Raw genomic sequence first — 21,587 nt, 5'->3', positions numbered from 1 at the left:
CGCCGGACGGCTCCTGCCGATCGGCCGTTCCAGCCGCCCCGGTCGGTCCGACCGACCGGGGGAACGACCCGGTTCCTTCGGCTGCCGGGCCGGACGGCCGACGCCGGTCGGCAGGACCACCCGCACCAACCACCCGGGTTGTTCCGGCCGACCGACCGGCCAACCCATCCCCGGCCGCCTGGCCGGAGTGCCGAACCGACCCGGGGCCCGATCGCCCCACCACCCGGTCCCGGCCGCGGGCCGACCGGCCGGCGACCCGGCCCGGCCGACCGCCGACCCGGTCCCGGCCGGTGGATCGGACCGGCCCGGCCGTGTCCGGGGTGTGACCCGTCGTGTCTTCAGATAGGAGCCCAGCCCATGACCACAGCCGAAGCCGCCGCGCCGCCGCCCGAGGTGTTGCGCGCACCCCTCGTCGTCGAGTTCCCGTTCACCCGGTCCCTCGGGCCCGTGCAGAGCGCCTTCCTCACCGGTCTGCGCGACCGCGTCGTACTCGGCGTCCGGACCACCGCCGGACAGGTGATGGTCCCGCCCGTCGAGTACGACCCCGTCACCGCCGAAGAGATCCGCGAGCTCGTCCAGGTCGCCACCACCGGCACGGTCACCACCTGGGCCTGGAACGACGAGCCGCGCCCCAACCAGCCCCTGGACCGGCCCTTCGCCTGGGTGCTCGTCACGCTCGACGGCGCCGACACCGCCCTCCTCCACGCCCTCGACGCACCCGGCCCCGAGGCCGTCCACACCGGAATGCGGGTCCGCGTCCGCTGGGCCGCCGAACGTACCGGTGCGATCACCGACATCGCCTGCTTCGAGCCCCACGAAGGCCCCGTCCCCGCAGAACCACGACCCGCCCCGCACGACGGACGGTTCGCCGATCCCGTCGCCGGCATCGTCGCCGAGGCCCGGCTCGACTACACCTACAGCCCCGGCCGCGCGCAGACCGCGTACATCAACGCCCTCTCCGGGCGGCGGACCGTCGGCGAACGCTGCCCCTCCTGCCACAAGGTGTACGTGCCCCCGCGCGGCGCCTGCCCCACCTGCGGCGTCGCCACCACCGACCAGGTCGAGGTCGGCCCGGCCGGCACCGTCACCACGTACTGCGTCGTCAACATCAAGGCCCGCAACCTCGACATCGAAGTCCCTTACGTGTATGCCCACATCGCCCTCGACGGCGCGGGACTCGCCCTCCACGGCCGGATCGGCGGCATCCCCTACGACCAGGTCCGCATGGGCCTGCGCGTCGAACCGGTGTGGACCGAAGGCGGCCGGTACCCCGACCACTACCGCCCCACCGGCGAACCGGACGCGGACTACGACGCGTACAAGGAGCTCATCTGATGCCCACGACGAACAGGTACGCCCGCGAGGTCGCGGTCGTCGCCTTCGCGCAGAGCGACCACCGGCGCCGCACCGACGAACTCAGCGAAGTCGAGATGGTCATGCCGGTCCTCCACCAGGTGCTGGCCCGCACCGGCCTCAAGACCGGCGAGATCGGCTTCACCTGCTCCGGCTCCAGCGACTACCTGGCCGGCCGGGCCTTCTCGTTCACCATGACCCTCGACGGCGTCGGCGCCTGGCCGCCCATCTCCGAGTCCCACGTCGAGATGGACGGCGCCTGGGCCCTCTACGAGGCATGGGTCAAGATCCAGACCGGGGAAGCCGACACCGCGCTCGTCTACGCGTACGGGAAGTCCTCCCCCGGATCGGTGCGCGACGTCCTCACCCGCCAGCTCGACCCCTACTACCTCGCCCCCCTCTGGCCCGACTCCGTCGCCCTGGCCGCCCTCCAGGCGCAGGCGCTGATCGACGCGGGCGAGACCGACGAGCCCGCTCTGGCCGCCATCGGCGCCCGCAGCCGGGCCTCCGCCGCGGTCGGCAATCCGCACGCCCAGCTCACCGGCGCCGTCCCGCAGGGCGACTACCAGGTCCGGCCGCTGCGCACCGGAGACTGCCCGCCCATCGGCGACGGCGCGGCCGCCGTCATCCTGGCGGCGGGCGACACCGCCCGCCGGCTGTGCGAGCGGCCCGCCTGGATCACCGGCATCGACCACCGGATCGAAGCGCACGGCCTGGGACTGCGCGACCTCACCGACTCGCCCTCGACCCGCATCGCCGCCGGACACGCGGGCCTCTTCGACGCCCCGGTGGACACCGCGGAACTGCACGCGCCGTTCTCCTCCCAGGAGGTCGTGCTGCGCAAGGCCCTCGGGCTCGACGAGGGCGTGAACGTCAACCCGTCCGGCGGGCCCCTGGCCGCCAACCCGATCATGGCCGCCGGCCTGATCCGCATCGGTGAAGCCGCCGCCCGCATCCACCGCGGCGCGTCCGACCGGGCCGTCGCGCACGCCACCTCCGGCCCCTGCCTCCAGCAGAACCTGGTCGCCGTCCTGGAAGGGGACCGAGCATGAGCAAGGCCGCCACATCGAAGGAGCGCGTGGCCGTCGTCGGCGTCGGCCAGACCAAGCACGTCGCCGCCCGCCGCGACGTCTCCATAGCCGGTCTGGTCCGCGAGGCCGCCGTACGCGCCCTCGCCGACGCCGAGTTGACCTGGGCGGACATCGACGCCGTCGTCATCGGCAAGGCACCCGACTTCTTCGAGGGGGTGATGATGCCGGAGCTGTACCTGGCGGACGCCCTCGGCGCGGTCGGCAAACCCATGCTCCGCGTCCACACCGCCGGTTCGGTCGGCGGGTCCACCGCGCTCGTCGCCGCCAACCTGGTCGCGGCCCGCGTGCACCGCACCGTCTTGACCGTGGCCTTCGAGAAGCAGTCCGAATCCAACGCCATGTGGGGCCTCTCGCTGCCCGTGCCCTTCCAACAGCCCCTGCTGGCGGGCGCGGGCGGGTTCTTCGCGCCGCACGTGCGCGCGTACATGCGCCGCACCGGGGCTCCCGACACGGTCGGCTCGCTCGTCGCGTACAAGGACCGCCGCAACGCGCTGAAGAACCCGTACGCGCACCTGCACGAGCACGACATCACCCTGGAGAAGGTCCAGGCGTCACCGATGCTGTGGGACCCGATCCGGTACTCGGAGACCTGCCCCTCCTCGGACGGGGCCTGCGCGATGGTGCTCACCGACCGGGCGGGCGCGGCGCGCTCGCCCCGGCCGCCGGCCTGGGTCCACGGCGGGGCGATGCGCAGTGAGCCGACCCTCTTCGCCGGCAAGGACTTCGTGTCTCCGCAGGCGGGCAAGGACTGCGCGGCCGACGTGTACCGGCAGGCCGGGATCACCGACCCGCGCCGGGAGATCGATGCGGTGGAGATGTACGTACCGTTCTCCTGGTACGAGCCGATGTGGCTGGAGAACCTGGGCTTCGCCGCGGAGGGCGAGGGCTGGAAACTCACCGAGGCAGGGGTCACCGAACTCGACGGCGACCTGCCCGTCAACCCGTCGGGCGGTGTCCTGTCCACCAACCCAATCGGCGCCTCCGGCATGATCCGCTTCGCCGAGGCGGCCCTCCAGGTACGCGGTCAGGCGGGGGAACACCAGATCGCGGGGGCCCGCCGGGCCCTCGGGCACGCGTACGGCGGCGGGGCGCAGTTCTTCGCGATGTGGCTGGTGGGGTCCGAACCGCCCACCTCCTGAGGGACGTTGCGCCGGACGGCCCCGGCGGGATCCCATCGGCGCGACCCGTTCTGCGGGGCCTGTGCGGCGCCCGTCCGCGTGGTTAACCTGGCCCTCGGACGACGTACCGGGAGGAGCACGCACGTGGCTGAGAGCATGACTTCGCAGGCCCCCGCCGGCTGGGGAAAGCCGGACCTGGATCTCAGCGGGGCCGACTGGCGATCGAGCAGCCGGGGCGCGGGGGACGTACAGATCGCCTTCGTAGAAGGGTTCATCGCGATGCGCAACAGCGAGCGGCCCGACAGCCCGTCGCTGATCTTCGCGCCGGACGAGTGGCGCAAGTTCGTCCTGGACGCCCGGGGCGGGGAATTCGACCTGACCTGACGCCCGCGCGGTCCACCGCCGGCACCGGGCGCGGAGCCGCGGCCCGGTGCCTGGCGGGGTCGGACCCGTTCTGCCATCATGGCCGGCATGACGATCAACCGCCGAAAGGGCGATGTCGCGTAACCGTCCCGGCGCTCTACGCGCCCGACGAGGACCGTTCGACGGCCGCCGGCCGCCCGCATGGACCCGTGAACTGCCGCCCTTGGACCGGCTGTCGCCCGCCGCGAGCGCGCTGATCCACCACGTGCTGCGCGGTCGTGCCCCCTACCTGGCCGTCCTGCTCGCGCTGTACCGCGCCTTCCTGGACCGTCCCGGCGGCCGGCTCCTCCTGGTGCGCTCGACCGTCCCGGCCTGCCCGGGTGCGGGATCGGGGAGGCGGCCCGCAGGGCGCTGGACCCGGGCGGCGGGCTGCCGCCCGGGGCGCGGTCCGCCCTGGGGCTCACCGCTGGGACGCGGAGGCCGGCACGGGCACCCCGACGCCCGTCGGCGCCCGGATCGCGGCCGAGGCCGTACCCCACACCTTCGAGGTGATGGCCCCGGCCCGGCGGGGCTGGAAGTCCGCCCCACCGGGCGCCGGGGAGCGGTACCGCTTCCGGCGAACCGATGCCGCCGGGTCCCGGGCGGTCACCTTTACCGGGGACGAGGTGCTCCTGGAGCGCGGTGCCGCCGGTGCGGTGGACGTCGAAGCCGCCGGGACGGCCTCGGAGCCGGCGCTGTTCCTCTGGCAACGGCTGCAGGCCTCCGCGTTGACGGTCACCGGCGACCCCGACCGCCTCGACCACTACTTCAACGCTGGTCCCGCCGGTCTAGGCACGGGCGGGACCGCCGAGCCCCCCCCGCCGAGACACCCGCCGAGCCCCCGCCGAGGCCGTGCCCCGCCCCGGGGCGGCCCCCGGCGCGGCCGCGGCGCGGAAGCGGGGCCCGGGGCCGGAAAAGCCGCCCGGACACGTACCATGGCGGCATGTCCTTCCTCCGCCGCCACCGCGCCGCCACCCCCGCCGGCCCGGACTTCGACGTCCTCGCCATGGACCCGGGGGACTGGCCGGGCAACCTCGGGGCCGGGCTGCTCCCCGCCCCCGACGGCAGCTGCCAGGGTGTCTTCCTCCGCTACGACCTCTTCGGCGGCCGCGGCCCCGCGATGATCATCGGTAACCTCCCCGAGGGCTCACCCGCCCGGGAGCTCGCCGACAAGCAGGTCCCCTTCGAGGTGGCCCAGCTCCTGGACGCCCTGGAGAACGACGAGGACGTCGAGGTCACCGGGGTCGAGGACTGCCCCGTCATGCAGGGCGACAACCTCCTCATCGTGCGCAAGGTCAAGCTCTCGGAGTCCCGCATCTCCTGCGTCCAGTTCGACCGCAGCGACAACGTGCTGGTCACCATCGCCAGCTGGGACCGCCCGATCACCGACGACCTCTACGCCCTGCTGAAGCCCCTCCCCGCGGAGCTCTTCCAGCAGGGCTGAGAGGCCCGGCGCGGCGCCGTGCGCCCCTACGCGTCCGCGATGTCGTTCGCCGCCACGTAGCCGAACGTCATCGCGGGGCCGATCGTCGATCCGGCTCCCGCGTAGCTGTGGCCCATCACCGCCGCACTGGCGTTGCCCGCCGCCCACAGGCCCCGGATCACCGAGCCGTCCGCCCGCAGCGCCCTCGCCCGCGCGTCCGTGACGATGCCGCCCTTGGTCCCCAGGTCCCCCGGCACGATCTTGAAGGCGTAGAACGGCGGCGCCCAGATCGGCGCCAGGCACGAGTTCGGCTGGACGTTGGGGTCCGTGTAGTAGTGGTCGTACGCCGTGTCACCGCGGTGGAAGTCCGGGTCGGAGCCGTTCCACGCCTGTGCGTTGAAGCGGTTCAAGGTCGCCCGCAGCGCAGCGGCCGGCACCCCGATCTGCCCGGCGAGCGCGTCCCACGTCCAGGCCTTCTTCGCGGCCCCCGCCTCGTACCAGGCGTCCGGGAAGGCCAGCGTCGGAAGGATGTCCTTGAAGAGGTACCTGTTGCGGTAGTTCTGGTCCACGATCAGCCAGGCCGGGATGTGCGAGCCGGTCGCGCCCCGGTCCTTCTCGTACATCACGTGCACCACGTCGCTGTAGGGGGCCGCCTCGTTGACGAACCGGGTGCCGTTCGCGTTCACCATCAGTCCGCCCGGAAGGGTCCGCTCCGCCAGGCAGAAGTACGGCTCGCCTGGCAACGGGATCGACGGCCCCCACCAGGCGTCCTCCATCAGTGCGAGCGCCGCCCCCACCCGCTGACCTGCCCGGATGCCATCGCCGGTGTTCTCCTTCGCGCCCACCGACCACTCGGTGCCGATCGGCTGCTGCTGGTACTGGGCCCGCATCGACGCGTTGTGCTCGAAGCCGCCGGAACCCATGATCACGCCCTTGCGGGCGCGCACGACCCCCCGTACGCCCTCCTTCTCCACCACCACCCCGGTGACCGCCCCGCCCTCCTGGACCAGATCGACCAGCGGACTGTTCAGCCACACCGGCACCCCCGCCCGCATCAGGCCCGCGCGCAGCCCGGCGGCCAGCGCCTGGCCCATGGTCAGCGGCTTCTCCCCGCGCAGCGCCGCCTTCGCGCCCCGCGCCAGGCACTCGGTGGAGACCGCGAGCCCCTTCGCGGTGACCGCCGCGAGGTTGAGCCACTTGTAGTCCTGGCTGAACACCACCATCCCGGCGGGCACCGGCATGTACGCCGGATTGAGCCGGGCGAGTTCGGCGCCGAGCACGTTCCCGTCGATCTGGTCGGGCTCGACGGAGCGCCCGTTCGACAGACCGCCGGGCAGGTTCGGGTAGTAGTCGCTGTAACCGTCCATGAAGCGGAACTTCAGCGGGCTGTGGGCCATGACGAAGTCCAGCATGCGGGGCCCGTTGGCGAGGAACGCCCGCTGCCGGTCGACCGGTACGTCGGGTCCGACCACCGCCGCGAGGTACGTCGCGGCCTTCTCCGGGGTGTCCGGCACACCGGCCCCGAGGATCACCGAGTTGTTCGGCAGCCAGATCCCGGCGCCCGAACGGGCCGCTGACCCGCCGAAGGTGGAGGCCTTCTCGACCACCAGCACGCTCAGCCCGCGCCCGGCGGCCGTCAGCGCGGCGGTCATCCCGGACGCCCCCGACCCGACCACGACGACGTCGTACTCGCCGAGCGGAGCCCCGTCGGAGGCGCTGTCGGCCGTGGCCGGCGCGGCGGCGGCCGGCAGCACGGTGGCGGCGAGCACCCCGGCCCCGGTACCGGCGAGGACCGTCCGGCGGGCGGGGAACGGGGCGCGTGCGTGATCGGACCGTGCGGACATGGGCGGGCTCCGGGGAGTGGGAGGGGGTGACGGCTCCAGCACGTCTGATGCTGTGTCAGAAACCTGTTCGGAGGATCATGTGATGTCAAGGCCCTCGACTCGGCCACCCTGATGGCGCCGCCCCGGTACGCACACGAGCGAGGCCCCGCGGCGGTGGGAGCCACGGGACCTCGCGTACGGGGGGCGCGGTGCGTCAGCGGGTGCCGACCACCGCACGGACCGCCCTGCGGGCCATCCCGCAGTCGTCGTGCAGTCGGCGCAGCAGCAGCCGCTGCTCCTCGCCCGAGGACAAGGCACCCGCCGGCAGCGGCTGCATCGGGGCGGTGGCCTGCATGGAGCGCTGCACCGCCGTCTCGGACATCCTGATCTCCCGGGTCAGGATCAGCATCAGGTTCACCAGGAACGCGTCCCTGACCGCCGGTCCCTGCTGCTGCGCCAGCCGGCTGATCTGGCCGCGCGCCGCCGGTGCGTCGCCCAGTACCGTCCACAGCGTGGCCAGGTCGTAGCCCGGGAGGTACCAGCCCGCGTGCTCCCAGTCGAGCAGGACGGGCCCCGCCGGGGAGAGCAGCAGGTTCGACAGCAGGGCGTCACCGTGGTTGAACTGCCAGGAGGTCCCGGCCAGCTTGAGGCCGTGCAGCAGCTTCTGGAGGTCGCCGAAATCCCGGTCGGTCAGCAAGCCGAGCTGGTGGTCGCGGGCGATCCGGCGCGTGTAGTCCAGCGGGTGCCCGAACAACTCGGCCGGCGGCCGCCACTGGTTCACCCGGCACACCGCTCCCAGCGCGGCCCGTACGTCGGCCCGCGGCGGGGCCTCGACGGGATGCCGCTGCAGGGCCGCGACCCGACCCGCCATCCGCTCGACGACCAGGACGCAGTTCTCCGGGTCGGCGGCGATCAGCCGCGGCACCCGGACCGGCGGACGGTGCCGGACGAACGCCCGGTACGCAGCTATTTCGTGCCGGTACCGCTCGCGCCACTCGGGCGAATGGTCCAGTAAAACCTTCGCGACGGCGGTCATCCGGCCCGTCGTCCCCACCAGGAGAACCGACCGGCCGCTGCGCCGCAGCACCTGCACGGGCGCGAACTCGGGACAGATCCGCTGCACCGAGGCGAGCGCCGTGCGCAGTTGGGCGCCCTGCGGCCCCGAGAGGTCGATTCTTCCGCTGAGCGGCTGGGCCCCGGTCCCCGGCATCCGCCGGGCCCGTACGGCGCCCTGCGCCGGGGCGGCCGGCCGGCCGGGGTCGAGGTAGGGGCCGCCGCCCGCCTGGAGCGTGCGGTGCGGCCGGACCGGGGCGGACACGGAGGTCGTTGCTGCGTACATGGCGTTTACGGTTCCCTTCGTGCGCCGACGAGTTGCGTACGCCGCCCCGCCGGATCCCGTACTTCACCCTGGGGAGTTCCGCCGGGGGCCGGGTCGGGGAGGCGCATTCCTACATGACACCCCGTCGCGGGTGGCACACCATCTGGCGGACCCTGGCGAACCCTGGCGAATAGTCGCTGGGCACCTGACGGCGGGCTAGTGTCAAGTCAGCCGAGAACCTGGGGGCTTGACGTGAGCAAAGGTCCAAACACCCGTCTGAACGACCTGTTCGGCCTGGCCGGCTGGTCCAAGGGCGAACTGGCGAGGATGGTCAACCGGCAGGCGGCCGCCATGGGTCACCACCAACTGGCCACCGACACCTCGCGGGTGCGGCGCTGGATCGACATGGGGGAGACCCCGCGCGAACCGGTGCCCACGGTACTGGCAGCACTGTTCACCGAGCGGCTCGGTCGTGTCGTGACCATCGAGGACCTCGGGTTCGTACGGCAGCGGCGCACCGCGAAGCGGCAGCCGGACGGGGTGCAGGAGAACCCCGACGGAGTGCCCTGGGCGCCCGAACGCACAGCCGCGGTCCTCACCGAATTCACGGGAATGGACCTCATGCTCAACCGTCGCGGTCTGATGGGCGCGGGAGCCGCGCTCACCGCCGGCTCAGTCCTCAGCAACGCCATGTACGACTGGCTGCACACCGATCCCGCCACCGCCAAGGACGCGCACCGCTTCGGCGGGGACGCCCAGGCCGACCCCGCCGGGTACGACCGCTACGAGGCGGCCCCGATCGGCTCGCAGGAGATCGACGCCCTGGAGCGATCCGTCGAGGTCTTCCGCGCCTGGGACGCCTCCAGGGGCGGCGGACTCCAGCGCAAGGCCGTCGTGGGCCAGCTCAACGAGGTGGGCGGCATGCTGGCCTACCACCATCCCGACCACCTCCAGCGCCGACTGTGGGGAGTGGCCGCCAACCTGGCAGTCCTCGCCGGCTGGATGTCCCACGACGTCGGCCTCGAACCCACCGCGCAGAAGTACTTCGTCATCGCCGCGCACGCCGCCCGCGAGGGCGGGGACCGGCCGCGGGCGGGCGAGGCCCTGTCCCGGGCGGCCCGTCAGATGGTGCACCTGGGCAAGCCCCACGAGGCCCTGGACCTGATGAAGCTGGCGAAGTCGGGCTCCGGGGAGGAGACCCTGCCGCGCACCCGTGCCATGCTCCAGACCATCGAGGCGTGGGCACAGGCGGCCATGGGCAAGGGCCAGGCCATGCGCCGCACCCTAGGGGAGGCCGAGGACCTTTTCGTCTCCGACAAGGGCGACGTTCCGCCGCCCTCCTGGATGCAGCACTTCGACGAGGCGGACCTGCACGGGATGCAGGCGCTGGCCTTCCGGACGCTGGCCGACCACGACCCCACGGCCGCGCCGATCGCCCAGCGCCACGCCAAGGAGGCACTGCGGCTGCGCGCCCAAGGACACCAGCGTTCGCAGATCTTCGACTACATCTCCATGGCCTCGGCCTGCTTCATCGCCGACGACCCGGAGCAGGCCGACCGGTACGCCCGGCTCGCCCTGGTGTCGATGAACGAGACGTCCTCGCACCGGACATGGGACCGACTGCGCGAGATGTACCGGCTCACCGGCCAGTACTCCGGCTACCCGCGGATCGAGGACCTGCGCGAGGAGATCAAGCTGGCCCTCCCGGACACCCCGGTGGCGGCGAGCACGGTCTGAGGGGAAAGGCCGCGCCCGGCGGCGCGGCCCGGAGAAGACCCGGTTCTCGGAAGGTTCTTGCCCGTAGACCGTCGGGCGTGGTCAGAAGCCGATCCGGGCCACGAGCACGCAGGCGTCGTCCTCGCGCTCGTTGTCCCCGAACTCCTCCAGCACGATCCGTACGCAGTCCTGCGCGGACCGCGCCGCCGAGAGCCGCGGCGCGAGCGCGAGCAGCCGCTCGCTCCCGTCCGCCCGGCTGAACTCGATGCTGCGCGGAGTCAGTCCGTCCGTATGCAGGACCACCACGTCACCCGCTTCCAGCCGTTCCTCGGCCTGGCCGTACACCGCCCCGGAGGTCGCCCCCAACAGCACCCCTTCCGGCGGCCGGAGCGAGCGGCCCTGGCCACCGCGGAACAGCAACGGCGCGGGGTGGCCGGCCTGCGCCCAGGACAGCACGCGCAGCTCGGGATCGTAACGGCAGCAGACCGCCGAACCCAGCGCCGGCTGCACGGAGGTCTCCAGCAGTTGGTTGAGCCAGCCCATCAACGGGCCGGGCTCGATGCCGGCCATGGCCATCCCGCGCAGGGCGCCGAGCATCATCGCCATCCCGGACGTGGCGGTCACCCCGTGGCCGGTCAGGTCACCGACCGTCAACAGCGAGCGGCCGTCGGTCAGTTCGAGGGCGTCGTACCAATCGCCGCCGATCAGCGCGCTGCTGGCGGAGGGCATGTAGTGCGCCGCCACGTCCAGGGCGCCGGTGCTGTCGTGCGGGAACCGCAGGGAGCCGCGCCACGGGGGGAGTACGGCTTCCTGTAGCTCGACCGCCAGCCGGTGCTCGGTCCGCGCGATCTCCCGGCGCCGCTGGAGCGAGTCGCGCGATTCGCGCACCGCGCGCTGGCTGCGGCGCAGTTCGCTCACGTCGCGCAGTACGGCCCACATCGATGCCGTACAGCCGTCGGAGTCGAGTACCGGCTCGCCCCTCATGTGCAGCGTCCGGACCCGCCCGTCGGCCCGGACGATGCGGAACTCGCCGTCTATGGGCTTGCCGTCCACCAGACAGTCGGTGACCATCGCGGTGAGCAGCGGCTGGTCTTCGGAGAACAGGGTGGAACCCAGCTCGTCCAGGGGCAGCGCGCCGGCTTCGGGGGACCGGCCGAAGATCTGGAACAGCTCCTCGGACCAGGTCACCTCGTCCGTCAGCAGATTCCACTCGGCGCTGCCGACCCGGGTCTGGCGGTCCTCTACCGGGGGTTCGGGCGTCGCTCCGGGCGGCGCGACGGACTGCTCGGGCGCGGGCGGCAGGCCCTCCTTGAGCTGGCCGAGGTGTTGGCCCAGGTCGTCGAGGTGGTGGACGGCGAGGTCGCACAGCGCCCGCTGCCAGCGGCCCTGGGCGTCGTCGTCGTCCACGACGGTGTCGCGGCGCACGGCGTCCACTTCGCCCCGCAGGCGCCGGGTCTGCGAAATCAGTGCGTCCACCGACCCCGGCTCGGGCGGCTGCGCGGGACGGTCCGCGAACAGGTGGGACGGCATGAGAACTCCGATACAGGCGCGGCACGGCCATGAAGGAAGGACCGGTAACGACTGTTGCACAGGCCGCGACGGCCTGTAAGGCGTTTGGCAACATCCGCTACGGGGTTGCTCAAGGCATATGCCGCAGGCCTTCGGGGCCTCCTTCGTATGTACGAATGTTTCCGGTCACCCCCCCGCTGGGGGCTACACCTCCAGCGGCACCGGGTGGATCTCGGCCGCCGGGTGCCCGGTCCGCTCGTGGATGCGCCGGACCGCCTCGGCATCCGGCGCCTCGGACAGGCAGTACACCGTGCCCGACTCGGGGTCGGCCCACGCCTGCTTGAAGTGCACGCCTTCCTGCGCCTCGATCGCCAGGTCCGCCCGGTGCGCTTCCATCAGCTGGTCGGCGGTGATTCCCTGCATGCCGGTGTGGACGTCCATGAACGTGGCCATCGCCCCACACCTCCTCGCTGTCGCGGTCGAGTCCGATTCCCGCACCTCCCATCGTCCACCTGCGGCCGGAAAACCGCTGTCCGATCGGGTGGATTCGAGCACACGCGCGAGGAGTGCGAGCCCCCGGGCGCTCCGGGTGCTCCCGGGCGCCGGTCATCACCCGGCAGCGGGACCCTCGAACGAAGGACCCCGCTCCGCGCGATCACTTCCCACCCCGTCCGGTGATCGCTACGCTACGCACCGGTAACGCATCGATGGCGTCCACGTCGGTGGATCCGCGCAGGGTGGGGACACGACGACATGACCGGACAGAGTCCCAGCGCGGACCGGCGCAGCCGGCGCTCCTTCCTCACCTGTCTCGTCGCGGCGCCGACCCTCGCCCTCGTCACCCGAGCCGGATCGGACGCCCTCGCCCCGCAGCGCGCCGACGCCGCGATACCGACCCTGCCCGCGATCGCCGACCTGGTGGACCTCGGAGACCTGTTCATCCTCGCCGGAGCCCCCACCGCCGCTCTGCTCGCCCTCGCTGTGGAGACGGACGGGACCATCCGCTTCCGGCTGCCGCGCGAGGAGGTCGGGCAGGGTCTGACCACCGCCGTCGCCGTCCTCGTCGCGGAGGAACTCGACGCGCCCCTGGCCGACGTACGGGTCGAACTCGACGACGCCCGCCCCGAGTTGCTGTTCAACCAGCTCACCGGCTCTTCCAACTCCATCCGCTCCCTGTATGGGCCGGTCCGGCAGACGGCCGCCACCGCCCGGGCCCGGCTGGTCGCGGCCGCGGCCGCCCGCTGGAACCTCGCCCCTTCCTTCCTGACCACCGCGAACGGCGCGGTCCGTGCCCCCGACGGCCGCACGGCCGACTACGGGAGCCTCGCCGCTGCCGCCGCAGACCCCGCGTTGCCGGTGCTCGGTGCGAGCCCGAAGCCGCCGGCCCGGCACACCCTCGTCGGGAAGTCCGCCGGGCGGATCGACGCCCGCGCCATGGTCACCGGCGCCCAGCGGTACACGCTCGACGTCGACGTACCCGGTGCCAAGCCGTGCGTCGTACGCCGCCCGCCCACGCTGGGCGGCGGCGTCCGCGAGATCGCCAACCGCGCCGCCGTCCAGGCCATGCCGGGCGTCCTGCACGTGGTGACGATCCCGACCGGGGTCGCCGTCGTCGCGGAGACCTTCGGCCAGGCCCTCGACGCGAAGGCCGCCCTCCAGGTCACCTGGGGCCCCGGCCCGGCCGACCGGCTCTCGGACGCCCAGGTCCGTACGAAGCTGCGCGCCGTCAACCCGCCGTCCCCGCTGCTGCCGCCGCTGCCGACCCCGTACGTGGACGCCGAATTCGACTTCGCCTTCGTCAGCCACGCGCCGATGGAGACCAACTCGGCCGTGGCCGACGTGCGTGAGGACCGCGCCGAGATCTGGTCCGGGCTCAAATCCCCGATCCTCGCGCGCGAGACCATCGCCGCCGACCTCGGGCTGCCCCTGGACAAGGTCACCGTGCACGTCGTCCAGGCCGGCGGGTCCTTCGGCCGCCGACTCTTCTTCGACGCCGCCCTGGAGGCGGCCCGGGTGTCCCGGTTGTGCCGCCGGCCGGTACGGCTGATGTGGACCCGCGTCGACGACACCCGTCACGGTCGGATGCGCCCCGCCACCCACCACCGGATACGCGCCACGTACGCCCTCGGCGAGGTGCTGAGCTTCGAGCACCGCGTCGCCGCCGCCGAGACCGACTTCCGGCACGGACTCGGCGAGATCATCACCGCCACCGCGGCCGGCCTGCCACCGGGCCTGGGCAACGCCACCCTCGCCCAGATCCTGTTCCTCACGACGATCAAGTCCCCGTACCACTTCGGACTCACCACCCAGACGCTCACCGAGGTCCCCACCGGAGTCCCCACCGGCTCCTGGCGTTCGGTGTACTCCGCCAACACCCGGGGCGCGGAGGAGATCGTCGTCGACGAACTGGCCTCGCGCACCGGCAGCGACCCCTACCGGTTCCGCCGGGCGTTCCTCAAGACCGATGCGCAGCGTGCGGTCCTGGACAAGGCCGCGCGGGAGGGCGCGTGGGGGCGCCCGATGCCGGGCGGCTGCGCCCAGGGCATCGCCTTCCACGAGGAGTACAAGTCCCGCACCGCCTGCCTGGTCGAGATCGACGCCCGTGACCCGAAGCGCGTGCGGGTCACCAAGGCGGTCATCACGGTCGACGTCGGCCTGCCCGTGAATCCGCGCGGCGTGGAGGCCCAGATGATCGGCGGCCTCACCGATGCGATCTCCACCACCCTGCGCGCGGGTCTGCACCTCGACAACGGGCTGCCGTTGGAGGGCAGTTACAGCCAGTTCCACTGGGCGCGGCAGCGGGACACCCCGCGAGACGTACGGGTCTTCGTGCTCCCGGCCACCGGTACGGACCCGGGTGGCGCCGGTGAGCTCGGGGTGCCCGCCGCCGTGGGCGCGATCGCCAACGCCTGGGCCCGCGCGACCGGTTCCAAGCCGCGCTCCTTCCCGCTCTCCTTCGACGTCGACTTCACCCCCTACCCGCGCTAGGCCCGGTCGCCCGGTCGCCCGTCGCCAAAGCCGTAGTCCGCCGCGTCAGTTCAGGAGCCCCCGTCATGCCGTCGCACACCTTCACCGTCAACGGGCGGAGCGTCACCGTCGACGCGCCCGACGACCTGCCCCTGCTGTGGGTGCTCCGCGACATGCTGGGTGTGCGCGGGCCGAAGTACGGCTGCGGCGTGGACGTCTGCAAGGCGTGCACCAGCCATCTCGACGGAGCGGACGTCCGCCCGTGCGTCGTGCCCGTCTCCGCCTGCGCCGGGAAGACGGTCACCACCATCGAAGGTCTGGCCGACGGCGAACGGCTCCACCCGGTCCAGGAAGCCTGGCTCGAACAGGACGTCTCGCAGTGCGGGTTCTGCCAGCCCGGCCAGATCATGGCCGCGGTCGCCCTGCTGAAGCGCACTCCCGACCCCACGGACGAGGACATCGACGCCATCGCCAACATCTGCCGCTGCGGCACCTACTTCCGCATCCGCGAGGCCATCCGCGCCGCGGCGGCCAAGATGTGAGACGGCGCGCCGGCGAGCGGTCCGGAGCGCACGGAACACACCGGAACCACCGGAACACGCCGGATCGCGCGGTTCGGCCGCCGTCGAGCCGGCCGCCCGGAGCGCCGGACCGGTCGTACTGCTGTTCGCTCCGGACGCGCGGCGCGCGCCCGATCCGGGACACAGCGCCGATAGAGGCGGGAATGCGACAGCTATGGATGATCATGCCTGAATGAGGCGTATCAATGCCAAACGCATGCTGGTCGGTGAGCCGCTCGACACCGCGCGCCTGGGCGAGACGCTGCTGCCCAAGCGACTCGCCCTGCCGATCTTCTGCAGCGACCCGCTCTCCTCCGTGGCCTACGCCACCGAGGAGATCCTGCTGACCCTCGCCCTCGGCGGCGTCGCCCTCCTCCACCTCGCCTGGTACGCGGCCGCCGCCATCGTCTTCCTGCTGGTCGTGGTCGTCGCCTCCTACCGACAGACCTGCCACGCCTACCCCGGCGGCGGCGGCGCGTACGTCGTCAGCGCGGTGAACCTCGGCCAGACCGCCGCGCTGACCGCCGCCAGCGCGCTGCTGGTCGACTACGTGCTGACCGTCGCCGTGTCCGTCGTCTCCGGCGTCGCCGCGATCACCTCGGCCATCCCCTCGCTCAGCGACCACCAAGTCGCCCTCTCGGTCGCCTTCGTGGTGCTGATCACGCTGATGAACCTGCGGGGCGTGCGGGAGTCCGGACGGGTCTTCGCCGTACCGACGTACGGCTTCGTCCTCGTCATCTACCTCATGTTCGCCGTCGCCGCGTTCCGGATCGGGACCGGTGACGCCATCCGGGCCGAGTCGGCCACGCTCCCGATCACCGCCGAGGGGACGTACGCCGGGTTCGCCCTCGTGCTGCTCGCGATGCGCGCCTTCGCCTCCGGCTGTACGGCTCTGACCGGCGTCGAGGCCATCAGCAACGGCGTGCCCGCGTTCCGCAAACCCAAGAGCCGCAACGCCGCCACCACACTGGCCGCGATGGGCGCCCTCGCCGTGACCATGTTCCTCGGCATCACCATCCTCGCCATGGTCTACGAGGTGCACGTGGCCGCCGACCCCACCGAGCTAGGCCTCCCCGCGGGAACACCGATGTCCACCGCGCTCGCCCAGATCGGCCGCGCCACCTTCGGGGACTGGCACGTCCTCTTCTACCTGCTCCAGGCCGTCACCGCGGGCGTCCTCGTCCTCGCCGCCAACACCGCCTTCAACGGCTTCCCGATGCTCGCCTCCATCCTCGCCCGGGACCGGTACGCGCCGCGCCAGCTCTACAACCGCGGTGACCGGCTCGTCTACTCGAACGGCATCGTGCTGCTCGCGATCGCCGCAATCGCCCTGATCGTCGCCTTCGACGCCCAACTGACCCGCCTCATCCAGCTCTACATCATCGGCGTCTTCGTCTCCTTCACCCTCTCCCAGGCCGGTATGGTCCGGCACTGGAGGCGCGAGCTGGCGTCGTCCGGCACCGCGGTCGGGGAACGCATCCACATCCACCGCCGGCTCGCCATCAACGCGGTCGGCGCCACCCTCACCGCCCTGGTCCTGATCATCGTCCTCGTCACCAAGTTCACCCACGGCGCCTGGCTCGTCTGCATCGCGATGCCCGCCCTGTTCCTCGGCATGAAGGGGGTCCGCCGCCACTACGACGCCGTCTCGGCGCAGGTCATCGTCCCGGCCGGGGCCCGTCCCCGGATGCCGGCGCGCCATCACGTGCTGGTCCTGGTCTCCTCGGTGCACGCCCCGACGCTCAAGGCCCTCGGCTACGCGCAGGCCCTGCATCCCGACACGCTGACGGCGGTCTCCGTGGCCGCCGACGAGGACGACATGCGCCGGCTGCGGGACGCCTGGGCGGATCATGCCCCCGGGATCGGCCTGAAGGTGCTGCACTCGCCGTACCGCGAGGTCGTCGGGCCGGTGATGGCCCACATCCAGGAGCTGGCGGCCTCCGAGGGCGCGGACGTCCTGTCGGTCGTCATCCCGGAGTACGTCGTGGGCCACTGGTGGGAGCAGCCGCTGCACAACCAGAACGCCCTGCGGCTCAAGGCCAGACTGCTGTTCACGCCGGGCGTCGCCGTGATCGACGTGCCGTACCTGCTGGAGTCGGCGAAGGCAGGGGAAGTGGACGGGGGCCGCGCATCGGGGTCGTGACCCGGCGCGGGGCCCCCGGCCGGCGCGACGGTGACCGAGCCCACGGCGACGGCTCAGCGCTTGCCGGTGTGGTGGAGCGAGGCGGTGTGTTGGAGCACGGCCGCGTGCGCCAGCGCGAGTTCCACCACCTGTGCAGGATCGGAGAGCGACCGGCCCGTGAGCCGCTCCAGTCGGCGCAGTCGGTTCGAGACGGTGTTGCGGTGGCAGTACAGGCGCTGAGCGGCGTAGGTGGTCGACCCCTGGCAGGCCAGCCAGGTCCCGAGGGTCGTCAGCAGCACCCGGCGGTCCTCCGGCGGCAGCGCCAGCACCGGGCCCAGCACCACCCGGCGCAGCCGGCCCGCGAGTTCCGCGTCACCCGCGACCAGCGCCGCCGGGAGCCGTTCGTCCAGCAGGGCGGCGCCCGGGCCGCCCACCGCCGGGGCGGTACGCAGCGCCAGCGCGGCCAGCCTGCGGGCGCCGGCCAGCTCCGCCGGGGACTCCACCACCGGGCTGACCCCGGCCCGCGCGCCGGCCGGCGCGAGCAGGTCCCGTACGGACTCCAGCGGGAGGGCGCCCAGCTCCACCAGGCCGCTCTCGCCGTCGGCGCGCATCCGCCACCACACGCGCGGACCCCCGCCCGACGCCGCGACGGCGGCGGTCGGGGCCCCGCCCGGCCCGAACGCGAGCACGGCGAACCGGCCCCGCTCCGGCAGCCCCAGCCGGACGGCGGCGTCCGCGACTCCGGCGGCGTTCGCCGTACCGTCGAGCAGGGCGTCCAGCAGGGCCGCCCTGCGCTCCCGGTCCCGATCGGCGCGCCCGGCCTCGGTCTGAACGTACGCCCCGCAGGCGGCGTCCGACATCCGGTCCACCGCCTCCCAGAGCGCTGTCGCGCCCGGCAGCAACCGGGGCAGTGCGGCCCGGTCGTGCGCGGCCACCGCTTCGGTCAGCGTCTGCCACAGCAGCCGCCCGGCCCGCCGGTACCCGCGCAACAGGGACTCCAGCGGAAGGCCCCGCTCCGCCGCGTCCGCCCCCTCGGCGCCGGCCTCGCGGACGTCGGCCGGGTCAGGGGGCAGGCCCCGGTCCACGCCGACCAGGGCCGCGACGGCCCGCTCCAGCGTGCGGTGGATCCGCTCGCGCAGCTCGGCCCGATCGAACTGCCCGGCGTAGGCGGGCTCCTCGGCCAGGGTGCGATCGGCGAGCCGGTCCGCCGCCACCGCCATCCGGCGTCCCAGGTCCTCGCGTATCTCCTCGATGATCCGCTCCATGACGGGCAGCCTGACACGCGCGAGGGTGCGGTGGGGAGGCCCGGGAGATGCCCGCGTACGGCGGGGCGTTCGAGTGCGGCGGGTGCGATCCGGCTGCCCGGTCCCCCCTCAACCGCCCGACCGGCGCGTTCCCTTGGCGTAGGCCCGGGCCCGGAAACAGGCCGCGCACGAGGTGGCGGTGGTTGATCTTATGCTCAGGTTTACGCGGGTCGGCTGGTTTTGTGGCCGGTGAGCGACTTTGATGGGTTTGCCAGCCTCGTAACGGAGCAGGGGGACTCACTATGGGCACCGACCACATCCACAAGGAAAGCGCACCCACCCTGATCGGTTCCGTGCAGCGGGCGCTGCGCCTCGTGGAGGCGATGCACGCCGAGGGCGGCGCGACGGCCAAGCGGCTCTCGCGGATCACCGGGATTCCGCTGCCGACCGTCTACCACCTGCTGCGTACCCTCAGCCACGAGGGGTATGTCCGGCGCGAGGGCGGGGCGTTCCGGCTCGCGGAGCACCTGCCGCTCGCTTCTTGATCAGACCGCCTTGATCAGGCTCTCTTGATCAGAAGTAGACGCGATCCGGCCAACCCGGCAGGTGCTATCGCGCATGTTCCAGCGGAAAATGCCAGAACGCCTTTTCGCTCTGTGGAAGTTGAGTAAGTTCCCTCCTGTCGCGCCGAACGACCGTGCACCCAGCACGTCCAGCCGGGAGGGGAGCCCGCGTGCCCGGGATCGACGAATGTCTGCTCGAAGCCATGGCCCTGCCCGGTGCGCGGGGCGCCGCGCTGGTCGACTGGAGCAGCGGACTGGCCCTCGGCACCGCGGGGGACTCGCCCGTGGGCGACCACGAGACCACCGCCGCCGAGACCGCCGAGCTGGCCCGAGCGGCCGCCGAATACGAGTCCTTCGCCCCTACGGAACCTGGAACGGGAACAGGCGCGGAAGCGGGCTCCGGGCCCGTCGCCGCCGCGGGACCGCCCGTGGAGGACCTGATCGTCACCACCCGCACCGGCTACCACGTCCTGCGCTTCGTCGAGACCAGCTTCGACAGCAGTGTCTTCCTCCATCTCTGGCTCGACCGCGCCGACGGCAACCTGGCCCTCGCCCGGCACCGGCTCCGCGCCCTCGCCGAGGGGTTGGTGCTCAGATGACCGCCGCGACAGCGACCGTCACCTCGGCCACCGCCGTCTCGCCGCTGCTCACCCGCCTCGCCGCCGAGCGCGCCACCGGTGCCCTGCTGCGCGACCGCGGCACCCTCTTCCTGGAGGACGGCCGGATCGTGCACGCCGAGAGTCCTTCGACGCCCGGCCTGGAGGTCCTGCTCACCACCGGAGGCGGCCTCGCCCCGGAACGCTGGAACGAGGCCGTCAACCAGGCCGGAGCCCGCCGGCAGGTCGCCCGGTTCCTGGTGGACAGCGGCGGCATGGCGGGCGGGGAGCTGGAGATCTGCCATCTCGCCGCCATCTTCGACGCCGCCTTCTTCGCCCTCTCGCCGGGCAGCGGTCCCTCCCGGTTCCGGCGCGGGGCCACGCACTGGATCGGCTCGGTCCGGTCGGTCCCCGCGGCGGCCGTCGAGCGGGAGACCCGTCGGCGCCGGGAACTGCTGGACGCGGTGTGGCCGTACCCCCGGCTGGACACCGCCCCCGTGGTGCCCCGCCCGGCCGCCCCCGGCCAGACGATCACCGCCCGCCAGCGCCTCCTGCTCCGGCAGGCGGACGGCGTACGCACCCCCGCGGACCTCGCCTGGGCGCTGGGCCGGCCCGCCTTCCACACGCTGCTCGACGTGCGCAGACTCGCGGCCGCCGGCCTGGTCGAGACCCCGCACGAGCCCGCCCCGGCACCGGTGGCCGGGGCCCTGCCCGACTGGATGACCCAGACCCAATCCCCGGACGTGGCGCTGCTCCGCCGGTTACGCGACGCACTGGAGGCAAGCCTGTGAGGCTCCCGCTGCGACCGGTCCTGCGCGCCGACCGCTCCGAGCGCAGGCAGCCCGAAAGGAGGCCGGCCGACATGAACACGGTCGTGATGACCGCGGAGACCGAAGCCGAGATACGCGCGGAGCTGCGGCGGCTGCGGGCCCGCGTCCCTCAGCTCACCGGCGCCCTCGCCGCGAGCGCCGACGGCCTGGTGCTCGCCCACGACAGCGCCGCCACCGAAGCGGAATCCGTCGCCGCGCTCACCGCCGCGGCCCTCGGTGTGGCCCAGCGGCTCAGCGACTGCACGGGCCAGGGGGCTTTCCTGGAGCTACTGGTCCGGGGCGAGCACGGCTACGTCGCCACCTACGCCGCGGGGCAGACGGCCGTCCTCACCCTGATCGCCGAGCCGCGGGTCAACGTGGGCCGGCTCCACCTTGAGGCCCGCCGCTCCACCTCGCGGATCACGGAACTCGTCGACCACGCCCTCGGCCGGCGGGGCCCGGTCGCCCCGCCCATGCCGACCGAGGCGCCCTCGCCCTGAGATCCGTACGACCCCCCGTAGAAACGACAGCAGAAAGAGGAACCACTCATGGCCAACGTGGAGACCGCCCTCAAGGAAGCCACCACCACCATCGACGGCGCGCTCGGTGCGGCGCTGGTCGACTACGGCAGCGGTATGGCGCTCGGCACCGTCGGCGGAGGCAAGGACCTGGACCTCCAGATCGCCGCGGCCGGCAATACGGACGTGGTGCGGGCCAAGGTGCGGACCATGGAGATGCTCGGCCTGAACGACGAGATCGAGGACATCCTGATCACCCTCGGCAGCCAGTACCACCTGATCCGGCTGCTGAAGGCGCACGGAGGCGGCGGCTTCTTCCTCTACCTCGCGCTCGACCGGGGAAGGGCCAATCTCGCCATGGCGCGGCACCAGCTCAAGAAGGTCGAGAGCATGCTGGAGATCTGAGGAGGACCCGCGAGGGTCGCGACGGCGCGGTGGCGGGCGGTTGAATTCTT

Annotated in this window: 19 protein-coding genes; 14 read left to right on the top strand and 5 right to left on the bottom strand. The window is 72.8% G+C overall.

Annotated elements, in window-relative coordinates; all coding sequences use genetic code 11:
• Positions 1 to 357 precede the first annotated feature (357 nt).
• The 5 genes from ABZ934_RS12630 to ABZ934_RS12610 all read left to right on the top strand — a co-directional run bounded on the left by ABZ934_RS12630 (position 358) and on the right by ABZ934_RS12610 (position 5,408).
• A complete protein-coding gene (locus ABZ934_RS12630; protein ID WP_361312025.1) occupies positions 358 to 1,335 on the top strand; it encodes an OB-fold domain-containing protein in 978 nt (325 codons plus the stop codon).
• Positions 1,335 to 2,405: a thiolase domain-containing protein gene (locus ABZ934_RS12625; protein ID WP_361312023.1), complete on the top strand. Its 1,071-nt coding sequence runs from the start codon at positions 1,335 to 1,337 to the stop codon at positions 2,403 to 2,405. The genes ABZ934_RS12630 and ABZ934_RS12625 overlap by 1 nt, the downstream gene beginning before the upstream one ends.
• A complete protein-coding gene (locus ABZ934_RS12620; RefSeq protein ID WP_361312021.1) occupies positions 2,402 to 3,583 on the top strand; it encodes a thiolase domain-containing protein in 1,182 nt (393 codons plus the stop codon). The genes ABZ934_RS12625 and ABZ934_RS12620 overlap by 4 nt, the downstream gene beginning before the upstream one ends.
• Before the next feature lie 123 nt (positions 3,584 to 3,706).
• A complete protein-coding gene (locus tag ABZ934_RS12615) occupies positions 3,707 to 3,946 on the top strand; it encodes a DUF397 domain-containing protein (RefSeq protein ID WP_361312020.1) in 240 nt (79 codons plus the stop codon).
• Between the two features lie 961 nt (positions 3,947 to 4,907).
• Positions 4,908 to 5,408 (top strand): hypothetical protein, encoded by a 501-nt coding sequence (locus tag ABZ934_RS12610; protein WP_361312019.1) that lies wholly within the window; start codon positions 4,908 to 4,910, stop codon positions 5,406 to 5,408.
• A 26-nt stretch (positions 5,409 to 5,434) separates the two neighbouring features.
• On the opposite strand, the gene kstD is transcribed toward ABZ934_RS12610, so the two are convergent.
• Both kstD and ABZ934_RS12600 read right to left on the bottom strand, forming a co-directional pair.
• Positions 5,435 to 7,231, bottom strand: coding sequence for a 3-oxosteroid 1-dehydrogenase (gene kstD, locus ABZ934_RS12605; protein ID WP_361312018.1), 1,797 nt, complete (start codon positions 7,229 to 7,231; stop codon positions 5,435 to 5,437).
• A 193-nt stretch (positions 7,232 to 7,424) separates the two neighbouring features.
• Positions 7,425 to 8,549, bottom strand: a complete 1,125-nt coding sequence (locus ABZ934_RS12600; protein ID WP_361312016.1) for an aminoglycoside phosphotransferase family protein — start codon at positions 8,547 to 8,549, stop codon at positions 7,425 to 7,427.
• A gap of 231 nt (positions 8,550 to 8,780) precedes the next feature.
• On the opposite strand from ABZ934_RS12600, the gene ABZ934_RS12595 reads away from it, so the two are divergent.
• Complete coding sequence (locus ABZ934_RS12595) at positions 8,781 to 10,265, top strand: hypothetical protein (RefSeq protein ID WP_361312015.1); 1,485 nt, start codon at positions 8,781 to 8,783, stop codon at positions 10,263 to 10,265.
• Between the two features lie 81 nt (positions 10,266 to 10,346).
• On the opposite strand, the gene ABZ934_RS12590 is transcribed toward ABZ934_RS12595, so the two are convergent.
• Positions 10,347 to 11,774 carry a SpoIIE family protein phosphatase gene (locus ABZ934_RS12590; RefSeq protein ID WP_361312014.1) on the bottom strand — a complete coding sequence of 476 codons (1,428 nt, stop codon included), beginning with the start codon at positions 11,772 to 11,774 and terminating at the stop codon, positions 10,347 to 10,349.
• A gap of 183 nt (positions 11,775 to 11,957) precedes the next feature.
• Entirely contained in the window at positions 11,958 to 12,206 is a 249-nt protein-coding gene (locus ABZ934_RS12585; RefSeq protein ID WP_361312013.1) for an SCO4226 family nickel-binding protein, read from the bottom strand.
• A 300-nt stretch (positions 12,207 to 12,506) separates the two neighbouring features.
• Here ABZ934_RS12585 and ABZ934_RS12580 point away from each other — a divergent pair, with 300 nt between their 5' ends.
• From ABZ934_RS12580 to ABZ934_RS12570, 3 genes are all read left to right on the top strand, one after another.
• A complete protein-coding gene (locus ABZ934_RS12580) occupies positions 12,507 to 14,741 on the top strand; it encodes a molybdopterin cofactor-binding domain-containing protein (RefSeq protein ID WP_361312012.1) in 2,235 nt (744 codons plus the stop codon).
• Between the two features lie 65 nt (positions 14,742 to 14,806).
• Positions 14,807 to 15,262, top strand: coding sequence for a (2Fe-2S)-binding protein (locus ABZ934_RS12575; RefSeq protein WP_361312011.1), 456 nt, complete (start codon positions 14,807 to 14,809; stop codon positions 15,260 to 15,262).
• Positions 15,263 to 15,473: 211 nt separating this feature from the next.
• Positions 15,474 to 17,423, top strand: coding sequence for an APC family permease (locus ABZ934_RS12570; protein WP_361312010.1), 1,950 nt, complete (start codon positions 15,474 to 15,476; stop codon positions 17,421 to 17,423).
• 53 nt (positions 17,424 to 17,476) lie between these two features.
• Here ABZ934_RS12570 and ABZ934_RS12565 read toward each other — a convergent pair whose 3' ends face one another.
• Positions 17,477 to 18,667 carry a helix-turn-helix domain-containing protein gene (locus ABZ934_RS12565; RefSeq protein WP_361312008.1) on the bottom strand — a complete coding sequence of 397 codons (1,191 nt, stop codon included), beginning with the start codon at positions 18,665 to 18,667 and terminating at the stop codon, positions 17,477 to 17,479.
• 281 nt (positions 18,668 to 18,948) lie between these two features.
• On the opposite strand from ABZ934_RS12565, the gene ABZ934_RS12560 reads away from it, so the two are divergent.
• The 5 genes from ABZ934_RS12560 (at position 18,949) to ABZ934_RS12540 (ending at position 21,537) form a co-directional block, all read left to right on the top strand.
• Complete coding sequence (locus tag ABZ934_RS12560) at positions 18,949 to 19,191, top strand: helix-turn-helix domain-containing protein (RefSeq protein ID WP_361312007.1); 243 nt, start codon at positions 18,949 to 18,951, stop codon at positions 19,189 to 19,191.
• A 188-nt stretch (positions 19,192 to 19,379) separates the two neighbouring features.
• Positions 19,380 to 19,808 carry a hypothetical protein gene (locus tag ABZ934_RS12555; protein WP_361312006.1) on the top strand — a complete coding sequence of 143 codons (429 nt, stop codon included), beginning with the start codon at positions 19,380 to 19,382 and terminating at the stop codon, positions 19,806 to 19,808.
• Positions 19,805 to 20,596 carry a transcriptional regulator gene (locus tag ABZ934_RS12550; protein WP_361312004.1) on the top strand — a complete coding sequence of 264 codons (792 nt, stop codon included), beginning with the start codon at positions 19,805 to 19,807 and terminating at the stop codon, positions 20,594 to 20,596. The genes ABZ934_RS12555 and ABZ934_RS12550 overlap by 4 nt, the downstream gene beginning before the upstream one ends.
• 86 nt (positions 20,597 to 20,682) lie before the next feature.
• The gene (locus ABZ934_RS12545) at positions 20,683 to 21,114 is read left to right on the top strand and encodes a roadblock/LC7 domain-containing protein (RefSeq protein WP_361312193.1); all 432 of its coding nucleotides are present in this window, start codon (positions 20,683 to 20,685) and stop codon (positions 21,112 to 21,114) included.
• Positions 21,115 to 21,162: 48 nt separating this feature from the next.
• Entirely contained in the window at positions 21,163 to 21,537 is a 375-nt protein-coding gene (locus ABZ934_RS12540; RefSeq protein WP_361312002.1) for a hypothetical protein, read from the top strand.
• Positions 21,538 to 21,587 lie beyond the last annotated feature (50 nt).

The sequence above is a fragment of the Streptomyces sp. NPDC046557 genome (assembly GCF_040645975.1).
In the GTDB taxonomy this organism is placed as follows: Bacteria; Actinomycetota; Actinomycetes; order Streptomycetales; family Streptomycetaceae; genus Streptomyces.
This window is presented reverse-complemented; position numbering and strand designations above follow the sequence as displayed.

Coding starts and splice junctions, on each gene's coding strand:
- ABZ934_RS12630 (WP_361312025.1), top strand. CDS start 358: ATGACCACAGCCGAAGCCGCCGCGCCGCCGCCCGAGGTGTTGCGCGCA.
- ABZ934_RS12625 (WP_361312023.1), top strand. CDS start 1,335: ATGCCCACGACGAACAGGTACGCCCGCGAGGTCGCGGTCGTCGCCTTC.
- ABZ934_RS12620 (WP_361312021.1), top strand. CDS start 2,402: ATGAGCAAGGCCGCCACATCGAAGGAGCGCGTGGCCGTCGTCGGCGTC.
- ABZ934_RS12610 (WP_361312019.1), top strand. CDS start 4,908: ATGTCCTTCCTCCGCCGCCACCGCGCCGCCACCCCCGCCGGCCCGGAC.
- kstD (WP_361312018.1), bottom strand. CDS start 7,231: ATGTCCGCACGGTCCGATCACGCACGCGCCCCGTTCCCCGCCCGCCGG.
- ABZ934_RS12600 (WP_361312016.1), bottom strand. CDS start 8,549: ATGTACGCAGCAACGACCTCCGTGTCCGCCCCGGTCCGGCCGCACCGC.
- ABZ934_RS12590 (WP_361312014.1), bottom strand. CDS start 11,774: ATGCCGTCCCACCTGTTCGCGGACCGTCCCGCGCAGCCGCCCGAGCCG.
- ABZ934_RS12585 (WP_361312013.1), bottom strand. CDS start 12,206: ATGGCCACGTTCATGGACGTCCACACCGGCATGCAGGGAATCACCGCC.
- ABZ934_RS12580 (WP_361312012.1), top strand. CDS start 12,507: ATGACCGGACAGAGTCCCAGCGCGGACCGGCGCAGCCGGCGCTCCTTC.
- ABZ934_RS12575 (WP_361312011.1), top strand. CDS start 14,807: ATGCCGTCGCACACCTTCACCGTCAACGGGCGGAGCGTCACCGTCGAC.
- ABZ934_RS12570 (WP_361312010.1), top strand. CDS start 15,474: ATGAGGCGTATCAATGCCAAACGCATGCTGGTCGGTGAGCCGCTCGAC.
- ABZ934_RS12565 (WP_361312008.1), bottom strand. CDS start 18,667: ATGGAGCGGATCATCGAGGAGATACGCGAGGACCTGGGACGCCGGATG.
- ABZ934_RS12560 (WP_361312007.1), top strand. CDS start 18,949: ATGGGCACCGACCACATCCACAAGGAAAGCGCACCCACCCTGATCGGT.
- ABZ934_RS12550 (WP_361312004.1), top strand. CDS start 19,805: ATGACCGCCGCGACAGCGACCGTCACCTCGGCCACCGCCGTCTCGCCG.
- ABZ934_RS12545 (WP_361312193.1), top strand. CDS start 20,683: ATGACCGCGGAGACCGAAGCCGAGATACGCGCGGAGCTGCGGCGGCTG.
- ABZ934_RS12540 (WP_361312002.1), top strand. CDS start 21,163: ATGGCCAACGTGGAGACCGCCCTCAAGGAAGCCACCACCACCATCGAC.